The organism is Pseudomonas hunanensis, assembly GCF_013393325.1.
In the GTDB taxonomy this organism is placed as follows: domain Bacteria; phylum Pseudomonadota; class Gammaproteobacteria; order Pseudomonadales; family Pseudomonadaceae; genus Aquipseudomonas; species Aquipseudomonas putida_P.
In genome coordinates this window covers 73,287-98,327 of sequence record NZ_QJRC01000095.1, presented here as the reverse complement: position 1 = coordinate 98,327, position 25,041 = coordinate 73,287, and the positions used below count along the sequence as shown (strand labels likewise).

At 64.0% G+C, this 25,041-nt stretch carries 18 protein-coding genes, 1 pseudogene and 1 riboswitch; of the genes and pseudogenes, 6 read left to right on the top strand and 13 right to left on the bottom strand.

All coding sequences use genetic code 11. The features are described from left to right. Positions 1-27: 27 nt before the first annotated feature. The 3 genes from DM807_RS17130 to DM807_RS17120 all read right to left on the bottom strand — a co-directional run bounded on the left by DM807_RS17130 (position 28) and on the right by DM807_RS17120 (position 4,146). Positions 28-1,038 carry an aldo/keto reductase gene (locus DM807_RS17130; protein WP_179027592.1) on the bottom strand — a complete coding sequence of 337 codons (1,011 nt, stop codon included), beginning with the start codon at positions 1,036-1,038 and terminating at the stop codon, positions 28-30. A gap of 72 nt (positions 1,039-1,110) precedes the next feature. Next, on the bottom strand, positions 1,111-2,631 hold the full coding sequence (locus DM807_RS17125) for an FAD-dependent oxidoreductase (RefSeq protein ID WP_069942619.1): 1,521 nt from the start codon (positions 2,629-2,631) through the stop codon (positions 1,111-1,113). Positions 2,632-2,817: 186 nt separating this feature from the next. After that, complete coding sequence (locus DM807_RS17120; protein ID WP_012272311.1) at positions 2,818-4,146, bottom strand: MFS transporter; 1,329 nt, start codon at positions 4,144-4,146, stop codon at positions 2,818-2,820. 163 nt (positions 4,147-4,309) lie between these two features. Between DM807_RS17120 and DM807_RS17115 the strand changes: the two genes are divergently transcribed. Both DM807_RS17115 and DM807_RS17110 read left to right on the top strand, forming a co-directional pair. Further along, on the top strand, positions 4,310-5,407 hold the full coding sequence (locus DM807_RS17115; RefSeq protein ID WP_012272310.1) for a sugar diacid recognition domain-containing protein: 1,098 nt from the start codon (positions 4,310-4,312) through the stop codon (positions 5,405-5,407). A 125-nt stretch (positions 5,408-5,532) separates the two neighbouring features. Continuing rightward, a complete protein-coding gene (locus tag DM807_RS17110; RefSeq protein ID WP_060493664.1) occupies positions 5,533-6,678 on the top strand; it encodes a glycerate kinase in 1,146 nt (381 codons plus the stop codon). 6 nt (positions 6,679-6,684) lie between these two features. On the opposite strand, the gene DM807_RS17105 is transcribed toward DM807_RS17110, so the two are convergent. After that, positions 6,685-7,584 carry a LysR family transcriptional regulator gene (locus DM807_RS17105; RefSeq protein ID WP_012272308.1) on the bottom strand — a complete coding sequence of 300 codons (900 nt, stop codon included), beginning with the start codon at positions 7,582-7,584 and terminating at the stop codon, positions 6,685-6,687. Between the two features lie 127 nt (positions 7,585-7,711). Between DM807_RS17105 and DM807_RS27740 the strand changes: the two are divergent. Continuing rightward, a pseudogene (locus DM807_RS27740) lies at positions 7,712-8,281 on the top strand (SDR family NAD(P)-dependent oxidoreductase); the annotation flags it as partial. A gap of 45 nt (positions 8,282-8,326) precedes the next feature. Then, positions 8,327-9,436, top strand: a complete 1,110-nt coding sequence (locus tag DM807_RS27735; protein WP_223296415.1) for an SMP-30/gluconolactonase/LRE family protein — start codon at positions 8,327-8,329, stop codon at positions 9,434-9,436. On the opposite strand, the gene DM807_RS17095 is transcribed toward DM807_RS27735, so the two are convergent. From DM807_RS17095 to DM807_RS17075, 5 genes are all read right to left on the bottom strand, one after another. After that, positions 9,426-10,376: a site-specific integrase gene (locus DM807_RS17095; RefSeq protein WP_179027591.1), complete on the bottom strand. Its 951-nt coding sequence runs from the start codon at positions 10,374-10,376 to the stop codon at positions 9,426-9,428. The two genes, DM807_RS27735 and DM807_RS17095, sit on opposite strands and share 11 nt — an antisense overlap. A gap of 65 nt (positions 10,377-10,441) precedes the next feature. Then, positions 10,442-11,314, bottom strand: a complete 873-nt coding sequence (locus tag DM807_RS17090; protein ID WP_069942620.1) for a phosphate/phosphite/phosphonate ABC transporter substrate-binding protein — start codon at positions 11,312-11,314, stop codon at positions 10,442-10,444. Beyond that, positions 11,302-13,629, bottom strand: coding sequence for a putative bifunctional diguanylate cyclase/phosphodiesterase (locus tag DM807_RS17085; RefSeq protein ID WP_060493667.1), 2,328 nt, complete (start codon positions 13,627-13,629; stop codon positions 11,302-11,304). Before DM807_RS17085 ends, DM807_RS17090 begins: the two co-directional genes overlap by 13 nt. An 81-nt stretch (positions 13,630-13,710) precedes the next feature. After that, positions 13,711-14,694: an SCO family protein gene (locus DM807_RS17080; protein WP_060493668.1), complete on the bottom strand. Its 984-nt coding sequence runs from the start codon at positions 14,692-14,694 to the stop codon at positions 13,711-13,713. A gap of 61 nt (positions 14,695-14,755) precedes the next feature. After that, a complete protein-coding gene (locus DM807_RS17075; protein ID WP_012272302.1) occupies positions 14,756-18,151 on the bottom strand; it encodes an Ig-like domain-containing protein in 3,396 nt (1,131 codons plus the stop codon). A gap of 251 nt (positions 18,152-18,402) precedes the next feature. Then, a riboswitch (TPP riboswitch) is annotated at positions 18,403-18,517 on the top strand. 79 nt (positions 18,518-18,596) lie between these two features. Between DM807_RS17075 and DM807_RS17070 the strand changes: the two genes are divergently transcribed. Both DM807_RS17070 and tenA read left to right on the top strand, forming a co-directional pair. Continuing rightward, complete coding sequence (locus DM807_RS17070) at positions 18,597-19,244, top strand: TenA family protein (RefSeq protein ID WP_060493669.1); 648 nt, start codon at positions 18,597-18,599, stop codon at positions 19,242-19,244. 2 nt (positions 19,245-19,246) lie between these two features. Continuing rightward, complete coding sequence (gene tenA / locus DM807_RS17065; RefSeq protein ID WP_060493670.1) at positions 19,247-19,906, top strand: thiaminase II; 660 nt, start codon at positions 19,247-19,249, stop codon at positions 19,904-19,906. A gap of 118 nt (positions 19,907-20,024) precedes the next feature. Here the strand turns inward: tenA and DM807_RS17060 are convergent, their stop codons facing one another. From DM807_RS17060 to DM807_RS17045, 4 genes are read right to left on the bottom strand one after another with little or no spacing between them, the layout of a single operon-like run. Beyond that, positions 20,025-21,641 (bottom strand): dipeptide ABC transporter ATP-binding protein, encoded by a 1,617-nt coding sequence (locus tag DM807_RS17060; RefSeq protein WP_179027590.1) that lies wholly within the window; start codon positions 21,639-21,641, stop codon positions 20,025-20,027. Then, positions 21,638-22,480, bottom strand: a complete 843-nt coding sequence (locus DM807_RS17055; protein WP_012272298.1) for an ABC transporter permease — start codon at positions 22,478-22,480, stop codon at positions 21,638-21,640. The genes DM807_RS17060 and DM807_RS17055 overlap by 4 nt, the downstream gene beginning before the upstream one ends. Further along, positions 22,477-23,436 carry an ABC transporter permease gene (locus DM807_RS17050; RefSeq protein WP_179027589.1) on the bottom strand — a complete coding sequence of 320 codons (960 nt, stop codon included), beginning with the start codon at positions 23,434-23,436 and terminating at the stop codon, positions 22,477-22,479. The genes DM807_RS17055 and DM807_RS17050 overlap by 4 nt, the downstream gene beginning before the upstream one ends. Beyond that, positions 23,433-25,040, bottom strand: coding sequence for an ABC transporter substrate-binding protein (locus tag DM807_RS17045; RefSeq protein WP_179027588.1), 1,608 nt, complete (start codon positions 25,038-25,040; stop codon positions 23,433-23,435). The genes DM807_RS17050 and DM807_RS17045 overlap by 4 nt, the downstream gene beginning before the upstream one ends. Position 25,041: the final 1 nt, after the last annotated feature.

Sequence of the window (25,041 nt, the reverse complement as noted above, 5' to 3'; positions counted from 1 at the left end):
GAGCCCGGCGTTGGGCTCCCCAATGGCTCAGCTACGCGCCATCCGCCCGCTCACATAATGGGCCACATCATTGAACCCCGGTGTCGACGCATGCCCAGGCGTCACCAGTGAATCGATGAAGGCTTCATCCTCTGCGGTTATCTTCACCGCCAGTGCGCCGCCGTAGGTCTCCCACTGCTCTTCGGTACGTGGCCCGACAATCGCAGAGCTCACCAGTTGGTTGTTCAGCACCCAGGCAATGGCGAACTCGACAACGCCCACACCCTTGGCCTCGACATACGCCTGAATCTGCCGGGCAATGGCCAACGATTCCTGGCGCCACTCCACTTCCATGATGCGTTTGTCCTGGCGCCCTGCGCGGCTACCGGCATCCGGTACGGCACCTGGCGCGTACTTGCCACTGAGCACGCCTCGGGCCAGCGGGCTGAAGGGCACTACGCCCAGGCCATGGGCCGCTGCGGCGGTGAGTTGCTCGGGCTCGGCCTGGCGGTTGACGATGTTGTACAGCGGCTGGCTGACCACCGGCTTGGGTATACCCAGGCGCTCGGCAATGTGGCAAACCTCGGCAATGCGCCAACCACGGAAGTTGGACACGCCCCAGTAACGGATCTTGCCCTGGCGCAGCAGGTCGCCAACGGCCTGCACGGTCTCTTCCAGCGGCACCTTGTGGTCTTCGCGGTGCAGGTAGTAAATGTCGAGGTAATCCATGCCCATGCGGGTCAGCGTGGCCTCCAGGGCATTGAAGATGTGCTTGCGCGACAGCCCGCTGCGGTTGGGCAGGCCGTCGGCCGGGCCGAAGCCGACCTTGCTGGCGACGATCCAGTCGTGGCGATGGCGCGCCACGGCTTCACCGACGATTTCTTCCGAGCGCCCAGCGTTGTACACATCGGCGGTATCGATGAAATTGACGCCCTGGTCCCAGGCCTTGTCGATGATGCGCAAGGCGTCCTCGGTGCTGGTCTGCTCGCCGAACATCATGCTGCCCAGGGTAAGGGCGGAAACCTGCAGGCCACTGTGGCCGAGTGGGCGGTAGATCATGCGCGGGGGTCCTTTTGCAGTCGGCTGATCCACCTGTTTTACACACAACCGGGACGCATTGAAAGGCGGCCTTCAGCCAATCAGCTGCAATGCCTCCTGCAGGCTCAATGGCCGCTTCATGCGTTGCGACAGCGCCGCCATGGCATCGGAGTAACCCTTGGCGATCACGGCCTCGACCCGTTCATCCACACACTGCAGGGCAATGAAATCGCCGTTCTCGGGCTCACCGACGAACTCGATCCGGTTCCAGTCCTGGGCATGGCCGAGTACTTCATAGGTGCGGCCGTGCTGGTAAGTCCAGAAGAACGGCACATCGGCATAGCGGCGTTGTTCGCCAAGCATGTTGGCGGCAGCGATCACCCCATGTTGCTGGGCCAGGCGCCAGTGCTCGATACGCACTGGCCGGCCACTGAACGGAAAGGTGGCGATATCACCTGCAGCCCACAGCCCATCGGCAGCGCGCATTTCTGCATCGACTCTCACGGATTTGTCCTCGGTCAGCGGCACACCTTGAAGGAAGCCAGTGGCCGGTTTGACGCCAGTCCCCAGCAGCACCAGGGGTGTCTGCAGCCGTTCACCGTTGGCCAACTGCACGGCTTCGACGCTGCCCTGGCCCTCGATGCGTTGAACGTCAGTGGGGCCGTGGAAAGTGACACCTTTGCGTTCATGCAGCTCACGGATGCTGCGGCCGATACGTTCACCCAACTGCCGGGCCAGTGGGGCTTCATGGCGAGTGACCACGTGTACTTGTACGCCATATTTGCGCAATGCCGAGGCGGCTTCGAGGCCGATAAAGCCGTCACCGACGATCACCACGGGTTGGCCAGGCTCGGCAGCGTCCAGCAACTGGGCGGCATCCTCCCGAGAGCGAAGGGTGAACACCCCGGGCAGATCAACACCGGCAATGTCTGGGCGCAGGGCTTTGGCGCCGGTTGCCAGCAGGCAGGCGTCATAGTCGATCTGCTGGCCATCGGCGAGCGTAAGTTGGCGTTTCTGGCTGTTCAGTGTGCGCACCTTGCCATGCTTGCGCTCCAGATGGCCCTTGCGCAGGGCGTCGGCTTCGAACAGTGCGGGCACCTCATCGGGCGCCATCTGCCCGGCAATCACGAATTTGCTCAGGGCCGTGCGGTCGTAGGCTGGCTGGCGTTCCTGATCGACCCACACCAACCGGCCAGCGAAGCCATGGGCCAGCAGGGTGGCGACCGCAGCGCTGCCGGCGGCACCGGCACCGACCACCACGAAACAGCGAGCATCGCTGTGCCTGGGCGGCTCGATCACTGGCAGTGGTTGGTCATCGACCCAAATTTCATCGTCCTTGACCCAAGCCTTGTAGCGTCGCAGGTCGGCCAGCGCAGGGGGTTCACAAACAACCCCGTCGTCTACGGCGAAAGCCGCTTTGTGCCAGGGGCAGACCAGCAGACCGCCGCAAACCACGCCTTCATCCAGAGGGGCACCTGCATGGGGGCAATTGCCTTGGTAGGCATGCACCTGATCGCCCTGGCGGATGAGGATGAGTTCTTCGTTGCCGGCCTGTACGCGCAGGGGGCGGTGTTCGTCGAGCTGGGCCAGGCGGGCCACGGCGTGCTGGGTCATGGGGCTACTCCAAAGGGGCCTTTGGAACCATTTGACGCCTGGGGTGAGGAGGAAATGCGTTGAGCTGACGATCGGTGGACAATCCGGCCTGGGCGGGCCTCGTCGCGGGTAGGCCCAACCCCACAGGATCACCTCAGTCTTTGAGGTTGTGGTATCCCTGTGGGGCCGGGTTTACCCGCCAATGCCTCAATTGGCCCGTGCAGTATTCAACGCACCCGCGCGGGTAACGCGCAAGGCCACCAGGCTACCCAGCACGATCAGCGCCGCCAGCGAATACAGCGCGGCGTCGGTGGAGCCGGTCTGGTCCTTGATGAAGCCCACCAGGTAAGGGCTGAGGAAGCCGGCCATCTGGCCCACCGAGTTGATCAACGCCAGGCCCGCGACCGCTGCACCGGCACTGAGTAACGCGGTTGGCATTGGCCAGAACATCGGCAGGCCGGTTAGCGCGCCCATGGTGGCGATCGACAGGCCAAGAATGGCGATGGTGGGGTTAGCCGCAAAGTTCACCGCAATCAACAGGCCGACGGCACCCATCAGCATCGGCACCACAAGGTGCCAGCGGCGTTCGTTGCGCAGGTCTGCCGAGCGCCCGCAAAGGATCATGAACACACCGGCCAGCAGGTACGGGATGGCACTGAGCCAGCCGATCAGCAGCGGGTTGTCGAAGCCCATGCCCTTGATGATCGATGGCAGCCAGAAGTTGATCGCGTACACGCCGCTCTGGATACAGAAGTAGACGAAGCCAAAGGTCCAGATCAGCGGGTTGGTCAACACCGCCAGCACGCTGTCACCGGTGGTGGTCGGCTTGCTGGCGGCATCGGCCTCCAGGTCGGCGGCGATCAGTTGGCGTTCGCTCGGGCTCAGCCAGGTGGCTTTCTGGTAGCCGTCACTGAGCAGGAACACCGCCAGTACGCCCAGTGCAACAGTTGGCAAGCCCTGGATCAGGAACATCCACTGCCAGCCGGCCAGGCCGTGCTGGCCGGCGGCGAAGTGCTCGAGAATCCAGCCGGAGAACGGCCCGCCGAGCAGGCCCGACACCGGGATCGCCGACATGAACAGGGCCATGATGCGCCCGCGTCGGGCCGCCGGGAACCAGCGCGAGAGGTACAGCACCACACCCGGGAAGAAGCCGGCTTCGGCGGCACCGGTGAGCAGGCGCAGGGTGTAGAACTCGGTTGGGGTGGTGACGAACAGCAGGCAGGTGGAGAGGCTGCCCCAGGCGATCATCATCAGCGCGATCCAGCGCCGTGGGCCAAAGCGGTTGAGCGCCAGGTTGCTCGGCAAACCGCACAAGACGTAGCCGATGAAGAAGATGCCAGCGCCAAGGCCGTACACCGTTTCGCTGAACTTAAGGGCGTCGAGCATCTGCAGCTTGGCAAAGCCGACGTTGACGCGGTCCAGGTAGTTGAACAGGTAGCAGATGAAAATGAACGGAATCAGCCGCAGGGTGATGCGCCGGTACAGCGCGTTGCGGGTGGTGTCCGTGCCTTGGTCAGGGGCGGGGCTGTGTGCCATGATCGGGTTCTCTGTTGTTATGGTTTTCGCCGCGTCGCCTGTTCCGGCGCTCGCCCTGACGAGTCTCGGGGACTGCGGCTAGCCTGTCTTTGTGCTTTTGCACAGTGCTCGGCCCAAGCTGCTGTGCCCGAGCCCAAAAGCCTAACACCTAAAGGACCACGCAATGTTCGAACTCGACCATGACCTGGCGCAGGATATCGTTGACCGGGCGATGGCCATCCTGCCGTGCAACGTCAATGTCATGGACAGCCAGGGCCTGATCCTGGGCAGTGGCGAACCGGAGCGCATCAACACCCGTCACGAGGGGGCACAGCTGGTGTTGGCCAACGGCCGGATCGTCGAGCTGGATACCGACGCAGCCAAATGCCTGAAGGGCGTGCAGCCGGGGGTCAACCTGCCGTTGATGCTCGATGGCCGGCTGATGGGCGTGCTGGGCCTGACCGGTGACCCGCAGCAGGTGCGCACCTATGGCGAACTGGTACGCATGACCGCCGAAATGCTGCTGGCCCAGCGCAATCTACAGGCAGACCAACAGTGGCGAAGGCAGCGCTGTGACGACCTGCTGGCGCTGTTGCTGGGCGGCAGCGGTGACTCCCCGCGCTTGCTTGACGAAGCCCGCCAACTTGGCCTGAAACCCCAGCTACCGCGGGTGCCGTGCCTGTTTGAAATTGCCTCGGGGTCAACGGCCGAGGCGCTGGCCGCGTGGTTGACGAGCCGATACCCGGATAGCTGGTGCGTAAGCCCGGCGCGCCAGTCGTTGTTGTGGTGCCGCCCGGCAGGAGTAGCACTGGATGAGCTGCGCCTGCTGGAGCGCCTGCAACGCCATGGCTGGGAGGTCGAACGGCTGGCCCTGGGCAGTGTTGCTCAGAGCCTGGAGCAGGTACGTCGGGGTTACCGCCGGGTACGTGACCTGTTGGCCTATGGCCGCGAGGTATTGCCCACCCAACGCTTGCTTAGCCTGCAGCGTTACCGGCTGCCGGCACTGCTGTGGCGCCACCGCAACGATGACGCACTGGATGAGTTGCTGGAGCCGCTACAGCGTATTCGCAGCAAGGACGGCAGTGGCCAGTTGCTCACCACCCTACGCGCCTGGTGTGCCCATGACGGCCAGAGCCAGGCCTGTGCCGATGCCCTGGGCATTCACCGCAACAGCCTGCGCTACCGCCTGGAGCGGATTGCCGAACTGGGCGAGGTCGACCCGTTGCGTATGGAAGGGATGCTTAGCTTGTACCTGGGGCTACAGCTGTTGCCGGCAGACTGAAGCGCAAGCAGGGTGCGTCACGAAGGCATCCGCCCAAACAACCTGCCCGGCGTTTTGTGCATTTGACCGAGGCGACCCAAGCGGGCACCTGTCAGCATGCCGCTCATCAGGACAGGAGAAACCCCATGAAGATCGTCATTGCCCCCGACTCGTTCAAGGACAGCCTCGACGCTGCAGGTGTCGCCCGCGCCATCGCTGCGGGCCTTGGCCAAGTGTGGCCGGACGCTGAACGGGTCGAGTGCCCGATGGCCGACGGCGGCGAAGGCACCATGGAGGCGATCCTTGCTGCCAGCCATGGCGAACTTCGCCGTCAGGCCGTGCGCGGGCCACTGGGGCACTGCGTCGAGGCCGGTTGGGGCTGGTTGCCACAAAGTCGCACGGCGATCATCGAGATGGCCCAGGCCAGTGGCCTGCAATTGGTGCCAACCGGCCAGCGCGATGCATGCCGCAGCAGCACCTGGGGCACCGGCGAGCTGATCGCAGCGGCCCTGGCCGCTGGCGCGCAGCGGGTGGTGCTGGCCATCGGCGGCAGCGCCACCAATGACGCCGGCAGTGGCATGTTGCGCGCGCTTGGCCTGCGCCTGCTGGATGCCGACGGCCATGCGCTGGAGGAGGGCGGCCTGGCCCTGGCCAAGTTGGCACGTATCGATGCCAGCGACCTCGATCCGCGCTTGGCCGAGGTGCAATTTGAAGTGGCCGCAGACGTCGACAACCCGCTGTGCGGCGTCAACGGGGCATCGGCGATCTTCGGCCCGCAGAAGGGTGCCAGCGCGCAGCAGGTGCAGGCGCTGGACCTGGCACTGGGGCATTTTGCCGACCATTGTGCACGGCTGCTGGGGGAAGATGTACGTGACTATCCGGGTTGCGGCGCCGCAGGTGGCATGGGTTTCGCCGCGCGGGCCTTCATGGGCGCGCAGTTCCGCCCAGGCGTGGAGGTGGTGGCCGAGCTGGCCGGCCTCGATGCGCTGGTACAGGGCGCGGACCTGGTGGTAACCGGCGAAGGCCGTTTCGATGCGCAGACGCTGCGCGGCAAAACCCCTATGGGGGTGGCTCGAGTGGCCAAGCGCCATGGAGTGCCGGTGGTGGTACTGGCCGGGACCTTGGGTGAGGGCTATCAGCAGTTGTATGCCCATGGGGTGGATGCTGCATTTGCCCTGGCCAGCGGGCCGATGAGCCTGGAACAGGCGTGTGCCAATGCGGCTGAATTGTTGCAGGCTCGGGCTTGCGACATTGGGCGGCTGTGGCGTAGCGCGACCCAAGGCCACGCCTAGAAAGCCTTATGCCTGCGTGTTGAACATGGCAATGAAGTTGGCCAGCGCCGGCGAAGCGTTCTGGGCGCTCCACTTCATGTACAGCCCAAGGCCTGGGGCCGGTTGATCATCGATCGGCCGGATCGGGCGAAACCGCACGCGCTCGCGCGGCGTTGAACTGGCAAACGATTCCGGCACCAGCGCCACGCCAAAACCGCAAGCCACCAGGCCAAGCAGGGTATGGATCTGCGCGGCCTCCTGTACCACCTTTGGGTAGAAACCCGCCGCCTCGCACAGGGCTACCAACTGCGCGTGATAGCCGCCGCCCAGTGCTTGCGGGGTAAAGACGAAGTCTTCCTCGGCAAACTCGCGCAGGTCGATTTCTTCGTGCTGAGCCTTCGGATGGCTTGCGGGCAGGGCCATGACGATCTGCTCGTCAAGCAGCAACCGTGCTTCAAGGGTGCCCACCGGCAGCGGCAACCTGCGCATGAAGCCGATGTCCGCCTCGCCGGCCAGCAACGCTTTGGCCTGCGAGGCCGATGGCATCTCGCGGATGGTCAGTTGCACGTTTGGATAGGTCTCGCGAAAGCTGCGCAGGCTGCTGAGCAGCGAGTCGTAATAGGCGATGGAAATGGCTGTGATGGTCAGCTTGCCGCTGACCCCCGCGGACACATTGCGGGCGTACTCGATCCCCTGTTCCAGCTCAGCCAAGGTGCGGTAAGCCGTATCTAGAAAAGCTGTACCTGCCGCCGTCAGACGAACACCGCGCTTGTTGCGCAGAAACAGGCCAAAACCGAGCTTTTCCTCGAGCCGATTGATTGCCTGGCTCAATGGCGGTTGTGCCATGTGCAGGCGCTCGGCGGCCTTGTGAAAATGCAGCTCTTCGGCCACGGCGATGAACTGCCTCAGCAAACGTGTTTCGATCATCCTGCATTCCTAACAGCACGGCGATTTGGCGGTGATATCTGTGAGATATCAAAGTTGCATGCTTTTAATATTAAGTCATTGATTTTTTTGTTGATATCGTAAAAAGGAGAATTGAAGGTAGCCAGAAATGCCCGTTACAGACCCTTTCCACAATAAAGTTGCGGTCATTACAGGTGCCGCACAGGGCCTGGGCCTGGCCTACGCCATGGCGTTGGCCGAACGCGGCGTGCGGGTAGTGATCAGCGACCTGGGCACCGACCGTTCGGGGCAAGGGCAGGACGCCTCGGCGCTCGAGCACGCACTGGCGGCCATGCGCGCCAAGGGCTTCGCGGTGGTTGGGCACGCAGGGCAGCTGGAAAACGAGGCCGCGTGCAAGCAACTGGTCGAGCTGGCCGTCGCGCATTTCGGTGCGCTGGACATCCTCATCCACAATGCCGGTTGGGTCGACTATCAGCGTATCGAGGCCCAGGACGACGCCTTCTTGCAGCGCGCCTTGGGCATCAACGTGCAGGCACCGGTGTGGCTGGCCAAGCATGCCTGGCCACACCTCAAACGCTCCGCAGCACCGCGGATAGTGCTGACCACCTCCGACCGCGCCATGTACCAACGCTATGCCCAGCCTGGCCTGGTGGCCTATGCCGCTGGCAAGATGGCCCAGGTCGGTATCATGAACGCCCTGAGCATGGAGGGCCAGGAGCACGGCATCCTGGTCAATGCCATTTCACCGGTGGCCAAGACCCGCATGTGGGGCATCAGCCAACCGCCAGAAGAGCTGAAACCCGAGTGGGTGACGCCGGGTGTGCTGTACCTGGCCAGTGCGCTGTGCCATGACACGGGTTACATCTTGCGCGCCAGCAACGGCCAGTTCACCGCCACACGTTTCAACGAAAACAGCGGCGTCAGCTACCCCCGAGACCTGGGCCGTGTGCAGGCCAGCGACCTGGCGCAGGTGGCTGAGCGCTGGAACCGCATCAAGGAATGCAACTACGTGCCAGTCAAAGTCGCCAACACGCGCGCGGACTTGGGTGAAAGCCTGGTCTGGGATGAGCGCAGCGGCGTGTTGTACTTCGTCGATATTTCTGGCGGGCGCATCAACTGCCTGACGCCCGATGGTGAAGTCGAGAGCCTTTACGAATCAGCCGCCCGCATTGGCGCCCTGGCACTGACCGACCGGGGTAACCTGATCTTCACCGAAGATGCCAGCGTGGCCATCTTCGATGTGCCATCACGCAAGGTGTGTCAGCATTCGGCATCGGTCCATCCACGCTCGACCTACCGTTTCAACGACGGCGCCTGCGACCCGCAAGGCCGCTTCGTGACCGGGTTGATGGACGATGCCTACAGTGGCAATACCGGGGCATTGTTCCGCTTCGACGGGCAGTTGAGCGACCAGGTGATCCACGACGACATAGCGTTGCCCACTGGCATTGCCTGGTCGCAGGATGGCCACACGGTGTACTTCGTCGATTCGGCGGCGCGTGCGATCTACCGTGCCGAGTACCTCGTCGAGGGCCGGCTGGGCGAGGTTACGCTGTTTGCCGAAACGCCCGCCGAACTGGGGCGGCCGGATGGCTTGGCGCTGGACCGCGACGGTGGGTTGTGGGTGTGCCAGTACCATGGCAGTTGCCTGCTGCACTACGATCGTCACGGCCACCTGACCGACCAGGTGTTGATGCCGGTGCCGTGCCCCACCAGTTGCTGCTTTGGCGGCCCGGGGATGAACACCTTGTACATCAGCACCGCGCGCTTCGACATGAGCCCCGAAGACCTGCACCACTATCCCGATGCTGGCGACCTTTATGCCATACGCCCGGAAACGGGCGGCGTGGCCCGGCACAGCTTCAAGGAATAAGCCGTTGCGCCTGACTGGTCGGTAGCACGGCCAGTTCGCCAAAGCGCTGCGCCGCGTCGATGTAGCGCAGCGCCGACTTGGCGTCTTTCCAGCCCACGTAGCTCATCAACGACTTCAATTCCCAGCCATTGGCGGTTGCCCAAGTGGCGAAGCCACGCCGCAGCGAGTGGCCGGTATACAGCGCCGCCGGTACCCCGGCACGCTCCAGCATGCGCCGCAGCAGGCCGACCAGGCTGTTGCTGTTGAGCGCGCTGTCGCCAAGGTTGCCCCAGCGGTCGAGCTTGCGAAACACCGGCCCATGGGCAATGCCGGCGACTTCCAGCCATTGCAGGTAGGCCGTGACCGGGCACAAGGCTTTGAGGGCAGGGGTACGATGTTGCACACCCAAGGCTTCGCGGTCGCCCTTGCTGCGTGGCAGGAACAGCGTGATGCCGACACCGGCCTCGGCCTGGATGTGCTCGATGCGCAGGCGTGCCAGTTCATCACCGCGAAAACCGCGCCAGAACCCCAGCAACAGCAACGCGCTGTCACGACGTGCCCGGCGCAGGGCGGCCAGGTCGTGGTGTTCACGGGCCTGGCGGGCTTCTTCTTCAAAACACGTCACGGCGGTTTGCAAATGTTGCAGCAACAGCGGGGCAGCCTGTTTGGGGGGTGTCGGGTGCAGGGTGCGGATGCCGCGCAGCACCTGACGCACCAGCGGCGCCTTGGTTGGGTCGGGGAAGCCTTGGGCGACGTGCCATTGGCTGAGCGCGGCCAGGCGTTGGCGCAGGGTGCTGAACGCATGCTGGTCGGCGTGGTCAACCAGGTAGCGGGCGATGCTCTCGGCGGTGGCCGGGAGAAAACCGCCCCAGTGGCTTTCGAAGTGCTCGATGGCGGCCTGGTAGCTGCGCCGGGTGTTGTCACGGGTGGCGGCGCGAAGGTAGCGCTCGATATCGGTCATGGTGCGGGTGTCGATGGGTAATGGAGCACACCATAACGCGTATCAAGGGATATTGCATGCCAGGGTCAGCGCGGCAGCGCGGCATCCATCATCCGCTGCAGCGGCGCATATTCGGCTTGGCTGACTGGCACCAGCCCACTGGCATCCTGCGATTGCACGAACGCCGCCAGGGCCTGCGGGTCTTCGAGCATGGCGTGGCGAATACGCGCCCTCAGCGCCGGGCACAGGCTGGCACTGAACACGTATGGGTCGTAGTAGATCGGCCGCGAGCGCCACAGTGCCTTGAGCCGTGTCGGCGCCATGGCGTGCCGGGCCAGATAGGCATCGGTGCGCTCGCTGGCAACGAACGCCGCATCCACTCGGCCCTCCAGCAGGGCTTCCAATGCCTTGTCGTGATTACCGGCATACACCAATGCGCCAAAGAACCGCGACAAGGGCATGCCTACCCGGGCGGCGAATTCGACGCTGGGCACCAGGCTGCCCGAAGTGCTAGCCGGGTCGGTCAGGGCCACACGCTTGCCCCGTAGGGCCTCGATGTCTTCTGGCGTGTCGTCACGGGTCAACAGCAGTGCCTGATAATGGTTGCCCGCCGGAGTGTACGGGCCGGCACTCAAGGTAAAGGTGGCAAACGGCTCGATACGCGGGTCGCGACGGTGTGCCAGCACATACGAAGCCGGGCCGAGCCGGGCGATGTCCGCGCCCCCCGACACAATGGCATCCACCACGCTTTCGTAGGAGGCCGCGATCACCAGTTCCACCGGCACCCCAGCAGCCTGACTCAGGCGCTGCAACAGTGGCTGGTGCTCACGAGTCATGTCTTCGGCGCTTTTGATCGGGATAACGGCCAGGCGCAGGCTGTGCGGGGTGCAATCGGCCAACGCGACATTGGCTGACAGGTTGAGCGCCATCAGGCATACCAGTGTTTTCAGTACACGCATGCCTTGTCCTCGACGCCGTTGAAGGGCGGGTAATCGCATAACTGTGCCGGCGACAGCGGTCGGCTGAAGTGATAGCCCTGGGCGATATCGCAGCCGGCAAGCTTCAGGTACACCACCTGCTCACGGGTTTCGACACCCTCGGCCACCACTTCCAGGCCCAGGCGTTTGGCCAGGATGATGGTGGAGGACACGATAGGGCTGTCGTCATGGCTGTTGGACAGTGCCGCAATCAGCGACCGGTCGATCTTCAGCTTGCTTAGCGGCAGCGAGTGCAGGTGGGCAAAACCAGCGTAACCGCGGCCGAAATCGTCCAGGCTGATGCCCAGGCCCGCACCGCGCAGGGTGTGCAGATGGGTCACCGCCGTGCCTTCGGGGTCGAGGATGGTGGTTTCGGTAATTTCCAGCTCCAACTGCTGTGGCGCGATGCCGTGATGCTGCAATTGGCTCAGCAGGCGGGCAGCGAAGTCGCCTTGGCGCAACTGCAGCGCGGATACATTGACTGCCAGCCGAGTTTCCCGGCCCTGGGCATCCCAGCTCGACAACGCTTCACAGGCCAGGCGCAGCACCTCCCAGCCCAGTTCGACGATGAAACCACTGCGCTCGGCCAGGTCGATGAAGCGGTCCGGGTACAGCAAGCCGAACTCTGGGTGGTCCCAGCGCACAAGGGCTTCGTAGCCCAATACCTGCTGGGTGTCGAGGCGAATCTGTGGCTGGTAGTGCAGCACGAACTGACGTTCGGCCAGGGCACTGCCGAATGCCTGCTCGAGGGTGAAGGCCTGGATGTCGGCCAGGTTCAGCGAAGGGTCGAAGAAGCGGTATTGCGCACGCCCGGCCTGCTTGGCCGAATACATCGCGGCGTCGGCGCTGCGGATAAGGCTGTCGATATCCTGGCCATCGCGTGGGCAAATGCTCACCCCAACGCTTGGGCTGGTGTTGACCTCCTGACCATCCAGGGCGTAAGTGGCTGACAGTTTTTGTACCAGTTCGCGAACCCAGGCGTTGATCTGCTCTTCGCTGCGCTCGCCGGCCAACAGCACTACGAATTCGTCGCCGCCAAAGCGCGAAGCCTCGTCACCGGGTTCCAGCAGCCGCTGAATGCGCCCGGCCACAGCTTGTAGCAGCAGGTCGCCAATCTTGTGCCCCAGCGAATCGTTGATCGACTTGAAGCGGTCCATGTCGATGAACAGGATCGCCATCAGCCGGCGCTTGCCACGCTGTCGCGTCAGCGCCTGGCCGGCCACCTCGACGAACTGGCGGCGGTTGTGCAGGCCACTCAGGTGGTCGGTGGCGGCGGCATGGCTGCTGCGCCGGTGTTCGTCCTCGAGGCGCCCGATCAGTTGCTGGTTGACCTGCTGGGCATGTTCCAGCGCATCGAATGCCTCCTGGCGTTTACGCAGCAGGCGCAAGGTCCATAGCAGGCTGGCAAGAATCATCAGTGTCATGCTCAGGTTCAACCAGAACTGCCGGGAATAGGCCAGCGCCGAGGGGGCGAGGATTTCATCCTGGCGCTGGCTGACCACCACACTGAAGCCGCGCTCAGGTACATGGCGGTACAGGCTTTGGTAAGCGTCGCCCGCCACGTACTGGGTCATCATGCCCGCTTCAGTGTCAGTGCCAGGCAGCTCGGGCTGCAATGAATCGCCAGCCACCACCACGCCGCTGGTATCGATGCGCAGCCGCTCCAGGCCGTCTTCCTGCAGCAGGCGCACCAGGCCGCTGCTGCCCAGGTCGATATGCTGGAACAGCACTGCCAGGTAGCCAATATCCAGTTGCACGACCAGGATGTTGTCGATTTCTCGGCCGGCCGGGTCGGTCAGCGGCAGCAGAAAGGGCAAGCGCCAAGTGGGCAGGGCGGTGGGTTGGCCGGGGGGCTGAATGCTTGGCAGGAAGGGTTTGAAACCGTAGCGACCTGCATGGCGCCGCAACTGGCGCAACCAATCGGCAGGTAACTCGGCGACCTCGTCGGCATGGCTGGCCGACAGCAGCCGGCCTTGCCGATCGTACAGGCTCATGCGCTTGAACACCGGGTCTTCAGCCAGGATACGCGCCAGGCTGAAGTTACCTTGACGCAGCACTTTCATGTCGTCCTGGGTAACCCGGCCCACCGCTTGGGCACGGTCAACCAGCTGGCGCAGGCTTTCGCCGACAATACTGGCCAGGTTCAGGTGTTCGGCGGCCTTGGCCGACAACGCATCCTGGCGGGCGGCGGCTTTCTGCGTAACGTGCAACCCCCAGAGAAAGGCCAGGGTCGCTGCACAGAGCATCAGGATCAGCAGCCGCAAAAGGCTGGAAGAGGAAAGCGAACGGCGTATCACTGCTGATAGTTCCCGACCCTGGGTGATGTTCGGAAAATACGACAGTAAGATGACAACCTAATGACTGATGGCCAATCGCCTTTAGGGGTTTTCCCTATTCGCCACGGGTGTCTGCAGACGTGCGGTTTCTTCTTCGATGTAGCTCATCAATGCGCTGACTTCGGCATCGCCGAGGCGCATGTTGGGCATGGCCAAGCGGTTGTATTGCTCATACAGCAGCATGGCCAGCGGGTCTTTCTCGGCCAGCATCTGGTCGGGCTCCTTCAGCCAGCGGGTCAGCCAGTTGGCGTCACGCTGACGCGTCACGCCCAGCAGGTCGGGGCCGATGCCTGGCTGGCCTGGCTCGATGTTGCCCAAGGTGTGGCAGGACGAGCAGCGGGTGCGGAAGATCTGCTCGCCACTGCTGGGCGGACGCACCTGCGGGGCCTGGGCATAGTCATTGGCCAGGGCGCTGGCCTGCTTCCAGTTGTGCAGGCTGTTGCCCAGACGGTCGGCGAGGATATACGGGCTTTCGAAGGGCGAAGCCTTCATCCAGCGGCCAGTGGCCTGGTTACCGATGATCAAGCTCAGGTTGTGGTCTTTGGAGCGGCCGTTTTCCAGGCCATCGATCCACAGCCCCAGGCTGCGGCGCAGTTGCTCGATATCGTCGGGTTCGCCGGTCAGCAGCGTCCAGCCAGGGCCTATGCCGAACTTTTCGGCATAGCGTTTGAGGGTGGCGGGGGTGTCGTTGTAGGGGTCGATGCTGATGGAATAGAGGAAGATATCCTTGCCGACACGGTCACCGAGGATTTTCTGTACCTGCCGCAGGCGGGCGGTTTCCACCGGGCAGGAATCGGAACAGCCGGTGAAGATGAAGTTGATGGCGACCACCTTGTCCTTGATCAGGTCGTCGAAGAAATGCACTTTTTCGCCGTCCTGGGTCAGCAGGGGTATGTTGGGGAAATAGCTGGCACCCCAGGGCGTGGCGGCTTCTTCAGCTACCGGTTGTGGCGGCTGCAGTGGCCAAAATGGAATGCTGGCGGCGAACAGCGCGAGTACCAGCAGGAAACGCCATGAGCCGTGCATGATGCGATCCTCGTTGCTTGGTTGAAGTGGGGCCGCACAGCGGCCCCGTTTCACGCGTCGGTTACTTGATGCTGATCGGCACCGTCACACTTTGCCCCAGGGCCGATTTCACGGTCACCGTTGCCGGCGTTGCCGGGCCCGTGCCGGTGGTGGTCACCGACAGTTTCCAGCGAGCACCGGAGGTGGCGACCGTCAGCGTGGCATTGCCCAGATTCAGCGGGCCGCTGGTAGACGCTGCAGTCACACTGATGCTGTTGCCGGTCGCCACCGAAGTCGTGCCCGCCACGTCCCAGGTGTAGCGGTTGCCACTGCGCACCTGCACCGTGGCACTGGTGACCTGGACCTGGTCGACCGCGGCTGCCGGGCTCACGGCAATGCTGACGGTGGCCGGGGTTACCGACTCGGCACCCTTGGCATCACGCGCGGTGTAATTGAAGCTGGCAGTGAACGGCGTCTCGACAGTGGCCGGTGGGGTATAGGTCACCGTGGTGCCATCCGTGCTGACGGTGCCCTGGCCAGAGTCCGGTTGGCTGAGGCCGGTCACGGTCAGCGGTACGTTGCCGTCCGGGTCGGTGTCATTGGCCAGCACGTTCAGGGTGATCGGTTTGCCAGCGGTCGTTGCAGCACTGTCGTTAGCCGCCACAGGTGGTTTGTTGGCCGGGTCGTCGTTGTCGTCATGGCCTTTGGTGCGGAAGGTCGGCAGGCCAACCGACGCCATGTATTGCACGCCATCCCACCCTGGCAGCGGTGTCGGCATCACCTGGAACTGCCCTGGGTGTTCAATGTCCCAGCGCAATAGCATCGACGAGTCTTCATGCTGGGTGTTGTGGCAGTGCTCCATGTAGGTACCGGCGAATTCGCGGAAGCGGATGGCCATTTCCACCTCTTCCGAAGAATCGGCATCCGGCCCGATACGGTATACGTCCTTGCGTGCCCATTTTTCCCATTCTGGCGGGGCCTTGCCGTCACGGCTAAGAATCACGCCTTCCTCGAAGTGCACGTGTACCGGGTGGCTCCAGCCATTACCGCCGTTCTTGATCTTCCACACTTCCAGGGTGCCGTCGCCACTGAAGCCGCCGTCGGTGGACTGGTTGGCCAGTTGCGGTGCCGCACTGATACGCCGTGGGTCCATGCTGTAGCCAAAGCCACCGTCGGTCTTGATGGTCCAGGGGGTGGTGTCGGTGCCATCGGAGCGGCCAAAGATGAACTCACGGTGGCGGGCATCCTTGATCTTGGCCAGGTCGGTAGCCGAGTTGCGATCAATGGGCAGCGGCAGCATTTTCAGGCCTGCAGCTTTGCCTGGCTTGGCTGGCTCGTAGGCCACCGGGTCCATGCTCAGGTCCTGGCCGGTGTATGGCTGCACCAACAGTTGCAGGAACTTGCCGACCGCTGGGTCGCCTTTATCCCACTGTGGGCCTTTGCTGGTCTGCTTGATCACCGCCTTGTATTTTTCCGACAGTACGTCGGCCAGCGAAATGGTGCCTTCCGGGCCCTTGCCCGTGCGGTGCTCTTCCAGGTTGACGAAGTACAGCTTGTCGCCCGCCTTGATGCCGTTCTTGGCGAAGTTGATGATGATGTCGTAGCGCTCGGCGATGCCTTGCAGCGGCAGAATGCCGTTGTTGTCCTGCAGGTTGCCGTCACCGTTGAGGTCCAGGGTGCCGTCGAACGGCACGGCGTGCTCCATGATGTTGCCGTCGTTGGCGATCATGTGGAACGGCACTCGGGCATACGATACGTTGGAGCCGGAAGGGCCTTTGAACTCGCCACTGGTGCCGGCAATTTCCCGCACCACGGCAAACTTGAAGTAGCGCGACACCGAGCCGTTGAGGATACGGAAGCGGTAGCTGCGTGCACGCACCTTGAGTTTGGGCTGGTACTGCCAGTTGACCAGGATCTGATCACCCAGGAAGCCATCGGTGTTGAACGGGTTGAACCACAGTTGGCCGTTGGCATCCCAGGCCTTGTCGGCTATCACCAGGTTGACGTCGTAGTCACGGTTACCCCACGGCATGCCCGAACCGCTGGGGAAGCGCAGGTTGACGCCGTCCTGCAGGGCTTCGTTGCCACGGTCCAGGGCGCTGTAGTAGTTCATCATCACGGCGTTGCCTTTGTAGACGTTCTGCGCCGTGAAATCCATCATGTGGTCGTGGAACCAGTGGGTGCTCATGGTTTCACGCCAGTCGCCGCGAATCTTGATGCTGCCGTTCTGGCAGGTTTTCAGGCCCGGTGTGCCGTCGTTGACGAACAGGGTTTCGCCCGGCGAGCAGGGGAAGGCCGCACGCGGGTCCTGGGCACGGGTGTTGATGGTGTCGTAGCCGGCCAGTTGCACCGGCCAACGGTAGTCGTAGTACTGGCCGGGGAAGAAGTAGGCGTTGGCGAAACCATCGCTTTCGGCCGGGGAATGGCCGTTGTGCTCGTGGGTCGAGATGGTGTGCAGGCCAAAACCGCCGTTGGCCGACGGGTCGATCGGCAGGGCATTGTAGTGGCGCATCAGGATCGGCTGGCCGTAGCGCACCATCAGCAGCTTGGGCGGGAAGGTGCCGTCGAAGGTCCACAGCGACTTGTGGTTCTGCAGCGGGAAGTTCGGGTGGAAGCGGGTATCGATGCCCTTGGTGGTGCCCAGCGTGGTCGGGATATCGGAGGTCTGGTAGTACAGGCCACCTGGGGCGAATTCCCCGACTGTGTAGTTGTGCATTTGCCTGCGATCGCGCAGGCCAAGGTTGATGCGCGCGCCAGCCTGCGCGGTCTTGAATGCCGCCTGCGGATAAAACTCGTTCCAGCGCTGGTGCGACCAGCCTTTTCCTGGTGGACGGCCTTCGGCGGGCGAACCGACCGGGTGGCGGTTGAGGAACATCTCGATCTGTGCTTTCCACGGGTTTCGATCAAGCACGTTGGAGAACTGGGTCGGGAACGGGTACAGGCCCGGTTGCTTGAGGAAAGCTTCCAGTGCTGTGCCACTGGGGCCGCTGCGGGCCACTACGTTGGGGTCTTGAGCCGGGGCCGCGCCCAAGGTGGGCACCGGGAAGGTCAGGTCTGGCGGCGGCAGTGTCGGGTCGAGTTTTTCCGGGCCGAACTCTTCGAAAAGCAGCAGTTGCTGGGTGAAGGGTTGCGCACCGAACAACGGGCTGGGCTTGCCGTTGGTGGGGTACCTGTCCGAGGTTTGCAAGGCGGGTGGCAGCACGTTGTCGGTACGCACCGTATCGCGGTTGCCGTACACGCCATCGGTCAGCTCCAGCGAGCCTTCGTTGGCTTCTGGCAAGGTGCTCAGGTTGAGCAAGGCCGGGGTCGGGTCGTCCGGCTGGTCGGTGTAGGCCGAGGGGTCCGTCGGCGGTGGCGGGCTGTTGTCGTCCAGCGGGCTCGCCATGGCCGTGATCAGCCCAAGGCTGAGCATCAGCGCGGTGACGGAAGAGAGCTGGAATACATACCGGTTCGGGTGAATCACGGCAGGTGTTTTCATTGCCTTATGCCTCGCTCACGGCTGTATGGCTGAGGGCCATCAATGGCGTTTTGCCTGGTCTTTGGGCCTGAGCAACGGCTGTGCCAACAGGTATTTCAGTAATGCTTTGTCATACAAAACCTTGCGGCGCCTAGGGTGCGCTAAATAATGGCGCGTCAAGAATGGGCCTAAGTCCCCAAAAGCGGGTGACCCAATGCCCACTCACTGGGTGGATCGGGGCGTGACAGCCCCGACGCACTGGGGTATACCTGTTCGCCACCAAGGGGAGCCCGGCAATGGGCTGAGAAACCGCTGAACACTGCAGCGCGGTGACCCTTCGAACCTGATCCGGATCATGCCGGCGAAGGGATGGGGCTTGTAACCTGCCTTTTTGCCGGCCTCACTGCGAGGCCCAGTCCATGTCAACTGCCAAGGTCTCGCTGTCACCCTCATCAAGGACAGCAACATGACCGAACGTTTCAGCCAGTCCCTGCACCGCCAGAACGAGCCGACCTGGTCGGCAGCCGTTGGCCACCGTTTCGTGACCCAATTGTGCGACGGCAGCCTGCCGGACCCGATCATGGTCAACTACCTGGTACAGGACCACCGCTTTCTTGACAGCTTCCTGACCCTGCTGGGCGCGGCCATCGCCACCGCCGACACGTTCGAGGCCCGCCTGCGTTTCGGCCGCTTCGCCGGGATGATCTCAAGCGACGAGAACACGTACTTCCTGCGCGCCTTCGAGGCCCTGGATGTCAGCCCGGCGCAACGCGATGAACCAGCCGATACCGCGCCTACCGCAGGTTTCAAGGCGATCATGCGCGAAGCGGCAGCCACCCGGTCCTACGCAGCGGCCCTGGCGGTGCTCAACGTTGCCGAAGGCCTGTACCTGGATTGGGCGCTGAAGGCACCGAAACCGATGCCGGAAAACTTCGTCCATGCCGAGTGGATCACCCTGCACGACAACCCGGCATTCCAGGACTTCGTCGCCTTCCTGCAGGCCGAGCTGGACCGCGTCGGCCCGCAACAGGCCGCGCTGGCAAGTGACTTCTACCAGCGCACGGTAGCGTTGGAGCTGGCCTTCTTCGATGCCGTCTACCCGGAGGGCCAGTGAGCATGGATATCTTCGAGCGCCTCAAGACCGCTGCCGCGCCGCAGTGGAACCGCTACGTGGACCATGACTTCGTGCGGCAGATGGGCGAGGGCACGCTGAGCGAGCAAGCGTTCCGAACCTACCTGGTGCAGGATTACCTGTTTCTGATCCAGTTCGCCCGCGCCTGGGCGCTGGCCGCCTACAAAAGCCGCCGCCCGGCCGACATCCGTGCCGCGCAGGCCGGGCTGGCGGCGATCCTGGACGAAACCGAGTTGCATGTGCGCCTGTGCGCGCGCTGGGGGTTGACTCAGGCTGATATCGAGGCCGCACCAGAGCACCAGGCGACGGTGGCGTATACCCGTTACGTGCTGGACTGCGGCGCCGCCGGCGACCTGCTGGAGCTGCATGTGGCACTGGCACCTTGCGTGATCGGCTATGCCGAGATCGGCCGAACCTTGGCCGAACGCATCGGCGATTTGAGCAACCACCCGTACCGCGAGTGGATTGGCGAATATGCCGGGGAGGGCTACCAAGGCGTGGCGGCGGCCGCGCGCAAGCATCTGGATGAACTGGCTGCGCGAAGCATGACAGAGCAGCGGTTTGCTGAGCTGGTGGGGATTTTCGGCCAGGCGTCCAGCCTGGAAGCGGATTTCTGGCAGATGGGGTTGGACGGGGCTGCGTAGGCCGTTACGGCCGCTTTGCGCCCCCATCGCGGCACAAGGCCCTTGTAGGAGCGGCCTTGCATCGCGATGGGCTGCGAAGCAGCCCCAGCATCGGTGATCCAACCCAATCGCTGCAGGCTCACCCCACCTCACGCACCAAGGGCCGCTCCCCCTGCAATACCCGGCCCAATCCTGGCATATCCTCCAGCAAGCTCCGCGTGTAGTCACTCGCGGGCCGCTCGAACACCTGCTCGGTCGGCCCTTGGTCCACCAGCCGCCCCTGGCGCATCACCAGCACCTGATCGCTGATGCCGCGCACCGTCGCCAGGTCGTGAGAAATGAACAGGTAGGTCAGCCCCAGCTCAGCCTGCAAACGCTGCAACAACGCCAACACCTGTGCCTGCACGGGCGCATCCAGGGCCGACAGCGGCTCATCGAGCACCAGCAGCTCCGGTTCAGCCGCCAAGGCACGAGCGATAGCCACACGCTGGCGCTGCCCACCAGACAACGCTCCAGGCCGACGCAGCAGCAACTCGGCGGGTAACCCGACCCGCTCCAGCAAACCCAGCACCCGCTGCCGATCGTCTCGTCGCGCGCCAATGGCAAAGGCGCGCATCGGCTCACTGACGATCTGCAGCAGGTTGTGCCTAGGGTCCAACGCAGCCCAGGGGTTCTGGTAGACCAGTTGCACTCGCCGCCGGTAGGCATGCAATTGGCGCCGACTGGCGCCCAGTATTGGCTGGCCGTCGAACAACACGCTGCCTGTACTGGCTTGCTCCAAGGCCAGGATGATGCGGGCAGTGGTGGACTTACCCGAACCTGACTCGCCCACCAGGCTGGTGGTACTGCCACGGGGCAGGGTGAAGCTGACACCGTCGACCACCGGCGCGGCATGCCGGTTGAAACGGCGCATCAGGCCACTGACCTGCAACAGGGGTTCGCCAACTGCGCTGGCTGGGCCAGTACGCCGTTGCTGCAGGCGTGCCAACGGTGAGGCCGCCAGCAGCTGCCGCGTGTAGGGATGCTTGGGTGCATGCCATAACTGCGCGGGCGTGCCGCTCTCCAGCAGTTGGCCGTTGCGCATCACCAGAATGCGATCGGCACGGTCCAGCGCCACCGCCAGGTCATGGGTGATGAGCAACAAGCTGCTGCCGCGTGCGCGCACCAGTTGCTGCAGGCGGTCTAGAATCTGCCGCTGCACGCTGACATCCAGGGCGCTGGTGGGTTCGTCGGCGATCAACAGCGGTGGGTCGTTGGCCAGGGCGATTGCGATCAACACCCGCTGGCACATGCCACCCGACAGCTCATGGGGGTAGCGGCGGGACAGTTGCTCGGCATCCCTGAGGCCCACCTGCTGCAGCAGTGCCAGCCCGCGCGCACCGGCTTCACGGCGCGGCACGCCATGCACGGTCATGGCTTCGACCAGCTGTGCACCGATGGTCTTGACCGGGTCCAGCGAGGTGCCGGGGTCTTGTGGCACGAAGCCGACCAGGCGGCCACGGCGTTGGCACCAGTCACGTTCAGCAAATTGTTCCAGCGCCTGGCCTTGCAGCCACAGTTGGCCTCGCTGCCGCGCCGCGGCTGGCAGCAGCCCGGCGAGGGCCGCAGCGGTAGTGGATTTGCCCGAACCGGACTCGCCCACCAGGCAGACAATTTCACCTGCGGCAATTTCCAGGTCCAGCGCCTGTACGGCGGCTTGCGGGTTGCCTGGATAATCGACGCTTAACTGCTGGATACGCACCAATGGGGTGTTCATCGCACATCTCCCTGTAACTGTTGCAGCCCATGGGCGAGTTGATGAGTGGCCAGCACCACGGCGGCCACCACCAAGCCCGGCAATGTGGTGTACCACCAGGCCACGACCATGTAGTTGCGGCCTTCGGCGATCAGCAGGCCCCACTCCGGTTGCGGTGGCGGTGCGCCAAAGCCGAGAAAGCTCAACGCCGACACAGCCAGCACGGCACTGGCGAACTCCAGTGCGGCCAAGGCCAGTAGCGGCCCGGCGGCGTGCGGCAACACATGCCGCCAGAGGTTGCACCAGCTGCCCACACCGGCCACCTGCGCCGCCTCGACAAAGCTGCGGCTGCGCCAGCGCAGCACTTCGCCGCGGGCCAGCCGGGCGAAGATGGCCACGGATGACAGCCCTACGGCTACGGCGATTTCCAGCGTGCCGAAGCCCAGCGCCGTGACAATCGCCATCGCCAGCAACAATGCGGGAATGGCCATCAGCACCTCCACCAGCACTGCCAGCGCACGATCGGCCAGGCCACCGAACCAGCCGGCGATGCCACCCAGCAGACTGCCGACCAGCAAAGCGATCAGCACGGCGATGCTGGTCGCCTGCAGTGACAGCGCCGCGCCATGGACACAGCGCGCGTACAGGTCGCGGCCAAGGTGGTCGGTGCCGAACCAGTGCCGGGCGGAAGGGGCTTGCAAGGCCTGACTGGGATCGGCCAGCAACGGGTCGGCGCGGCTGAACAGCTCTGGCCAAAAGGCCCAGCCCAGTACCAGCAGGAACAGGACGACACTCAATGCCAGTGGCAGGCGAGGCCAGCGTTTCGCTTGTACAAGGCCATAGGCGGTTTTTACGCTCATGCCCGGCCTCCTTGGCCAATACGTGGGTCGAGCAGGGGGTAGAACAGGTCGGTCAGCAAGTTGGTCAGCACGTACAAGGCCGCAGCCAGCAACACCACACCCTGAACCACGGCGATGTCCTGGCTGGCCACTGCGGCCTGGGCCAGGCGGCCGATACCCTCACGCGAGAACACGGTTTCGGTCACCACCGCCCCGGCCAGCAGGTTGCCCAGCAAGGTGCCGGCCAGGCTCAGCAGCGGTATTGCTGCATTGTGCAGCACGTGCCCGCACAACAAGCGCCAAGGCCCTAGCCCTTTGCTGCGCAATGCCTGGACAAATGGCTGGCGGCTGACACTGGCCAGTGAACGTCCCAGTACCTGAGCGATCATCGCCGCACAAGGCAGGGCCAGGGTTAGCGCCGGCAGCACCAGGCTGGCCGGGCCTTGATTGCCCATGGCCGGCAGCCAGTGCAGCTGGAAGGAAAACAGCTGCAACAGCACCAGGCCAACCCAGAAGGTCGGCAACGACACCACCACGGCCGGGGCGTTATGCAAAGCGCTCTGCAACGTGCGCTGGCGTACCTGATGCGCCGCCAGGGCCAAGCCGATGCCCAGTGGCACGGCCAGGGCCAGTGCGGCGAACGCCAGGGACAAGGTGGCGGGCAACGCGTCTGCCAGGGCCTGAGCCACTGGCTTGCCGCTTTGCAGCGAATGGCCCAAGTCCAGCTGCAACAGGCGCCAGAGTGCACCGCCGTACTGTTGCCACAAGCTGCCATCGAGGTGATAGCGAGCGCGCAGTTCGGCCACCTTTGCCGGGTCTACCGCGCCTGGCTCGCCGCTCTGTGCCAGCAAGATCGCCACCGGGTCACCGGGCAACGCGTAGAGGATGACGAACGACAGGGAAAATGCAGCCCACAGCACCAGCAGTGCCTGGGCCAGCCGCCACGGTACGGCGTAGCGATAAGTCAGCGTGGTCATGGTTTGGTGGCCTCTGGTTGTGCCAGCCAGGTGTCATAAAACTGCAGGCGGGTCGAGGCTTCGTAGTGCAGGCCGCGCACGGCATGGCGAAACGCTGTGACCGTTGCAGCCTCCACCAGCGGAATGACATGGCCTTGCTCCAGTAACGCCTGGCTGGCTTGAGCGATCAGCTCGCCACGTTTGTGCGCATCCAGGCTGGCTGCCGAATCGAGCAGGGCCTGGTCCAGTGGCAGCGCGCCACGCGCGTTGACGTTGCGACCTGCGGCGAGGAACACGGTGCGCAATACGTCCGGGTCGGCGCGGGTCAGGTTGAAGAACCACAGCTGGTAGTTTTGCGAAGTCTGCAGCAGGCTCACCTGGCCAATGGTGGACTTGTTCAGGCGCAGCTCCACACCAGCCTGGCGCAGTTGCTGCTGCACCAGTTCCAGCACCGGGGTGGTGGCCTGCCAGTAGTCGAGGGCGAAGCTCAGGCGCTGGCCATCGCGCTGGCGCCAGCCATCGGCACCTTTGGCCCAGCCCGCAGCATCCAACAGCTTGGCGGCACCTTCGGGATCGAAGGCGAGGCTGGCACTGAGGTCCTGGTAATACGGCGTGCTGCTGGCCAGTACCGAGCTGGCCGGTTTCTGGTAGCGCGAGATCACCGCCTGCAACTGGCTGCGGTCGATGGCCTTGTTCAGTGCCCGGCGCACATTGGCGTCGTCCAGCGGCGGGTGCGACTCGTTGGGTGTCAGGTTGAAGACAATGCCAGGGTTGGAACGGGCGATCGACGGCACGCCCTGAGCTTGCAGCACGGCCTCGTCCTGCACTGGCACGCTTGTGTTGACGTCGATCTGCGCGGACAACAGGCTGCCCAGGCGCACGCCGGATTCCGGCAGGATGTGGAACTCGATGGCGTCGAGCCAGGCGCGGCCCTGGTGCCCGGCCAACGACGATGGCCAGGCATAGTCGTGGCGGGCCTCGATACGCACCAGGCGGTTATGTTCGAAGCGTTTGACATTGAACGGCCCGCTGCCTACCAGCGCACCCTGGCAGCGTTCCTCGGCGGAGCGCTTGAGGGTGGCCGGGGCTAGCAACCCCAGGCTCATGGTAGAGCTGGCCTGGAGGAATTGTGCGTTGGGTTGGTGGAAACCAATGCGCACGCTAAGCGGCCCGAGCACTTCAATGGTATCCAGGCCGGCCAGGTAGGTACTGGCCAGCTGCGCCTGGGCACCCAAGGCGACGATAGCCTCGAAATTGGCCTTCACCGCCGCCGCATCCAGCGGGCTGCCATCTGCGAAGGTGGCGCCTTCGCGCAGGTGGAAAGTGAACTGGCGCGAGTCGTCACTGACCTCCCAGCGCTCGGCCAGCCACGGCACGATTGCAGCACTTTGCGGGTCTTGATCGGTAAGCGAGTCGACCAGTTGCCGGCCGACGTTGAGGGCAGTGTTGTTGCCCGCCTGCTGCGGGTCGATGCAGTTGGGGTCGCCGTCAAAGGCTACCCGTAGCACGCCGCCTTGCTGCGGGGTGGCTACCTCAGCGCTGCTGGCCGGTTGCGCCGGTTTGTCGTCGCAACCGGCCAGGGCCAGGGCAATGGCCAGGCTCAATGAAGCCAAAGGTCGGAACATG

Excerpts from the sequence above, each read along its gene's own strand:
- DM807_RS17070 (WP_060493669.1), top strand. The coding sequence starts at position 18,597 with ATGACCGAACGTTTCAGCCAGTCCCTGCACCGCCAGAACGAGCCGACC.
- DM807_RS17095 (WP_179027591.1), bottom strand. The coding sequence starts at position 10,376 with ATGACCGATATCGAGCGCTACCTTCGCGCCGCCACCCGTGACAACACC.
- tenA (WP_060493670.1), top strand. The coding sequence starts at position 19,247 with ATGGATATCTTCGAGCGCCTCAAGACCGCTGCCGCGCCGCAGTGGAAC.
- DM807_RS17045 (WP_179027588.1), bottom strand. The coding sequence starts at position 25,040 with ATGTTCCGACCTTTGGCTTCATTGAGCCTGGCCATTGCCCTGGCCCTG.
- DM807_RS17090 (WP_069942620.1), bottom strand. The coding sequence starts at position 11,314 with ATGCGTGTACTGAAAACACTGGTATGCCTGATGGCGCTCAACCTGTCA.
- DM807_RS17125 (WP_069942619.1), bottom strand. The coding sequence starts at position 2,631 with ATGACCCAGCACGCCGTGGCCCGCCTGGCCCAGCTCGACGAACACCGC.
- DM807_RS27735 (WP_223296415.1), top strand. The coding sequence starts at position 8,327 with ATGTGGGGCATCAGCCAACCGCCAGAAGAGCTGAAACCCGAGTGGGTG.
- DM807_RS17075 (WP_012272302.1), bottom strand. The coding sequence starts at position 18,151 with ATGAAAACACCTGCCGTGATTCACCCGAACCGGTATGTATTCCAGCTC.
- DM807_RS17055 (WP_012272298.1), bottom strand. The coding sequence starts at position 22,480 with ATGAGCGTAAAAACCGCCTATGGCCTTGTACAAGCGAAACGCTGGCCT.
- DM807_RS17115 (WP_012272310.1), top strand. The coding sequence starts at position 4,310 with ATGTTCGAACTCGACCATGACCTGGCGCAGGATATCGTTGACCGGGCG.
- DM807_RS17105 (WP_012272308.1), bottom strand. The coding sequence starts at position 7,584 with ATGATCGAAACACGTTTGCTGAGGCAGTTCATCGCCGTGGCCGAAGAG.
- DM807_RS17110 (WP_060493664.1), top strand. The coding sequence starts at position 5,533 with ATGAAGATCGTCATTGCCCCCGACTCGTTCAAGGACAGCCTCGACGCT.
- DM807_RS17060 (WP_179027590.1), bottom strand. The coding sequence starts at position 21,641 with ATGAACACCCCATTGGTGCGTATCCAGCAGTTAAGCGTCGATTATCCA.
- DM807_RS17080 (WP_060493668.1), bottom strand. The coding sequence starts at position 14,694 with ATGCACGGCTCATGGCGTTTCCTGCTGGTACTCGCGCTGTTCGCCGCC.
- DM807_RS17130 (WP_179027592.1), bottom strand. The coding sequence starts at position 1,038 with ATGATCTACCGCCCACTCGGCCACAGTGGCCTGCAGGTTTCCGCCCTT.
- DM807_RS17120 (WP_012272311.1), bottom strand. The coding sequence starts at position 4,146 with ATGGCACACAGCCCCGCCCCTGACCAAGGCACGGACACCACCCGCAAC.
- DM807_RS17050 (WP_179027589.1), bottom strand. The coding sequence starts at position 23,436 with ATGACCACGCTGACTTATCGCTACGCCGTACCGTGGCGGCTGGCCCAG.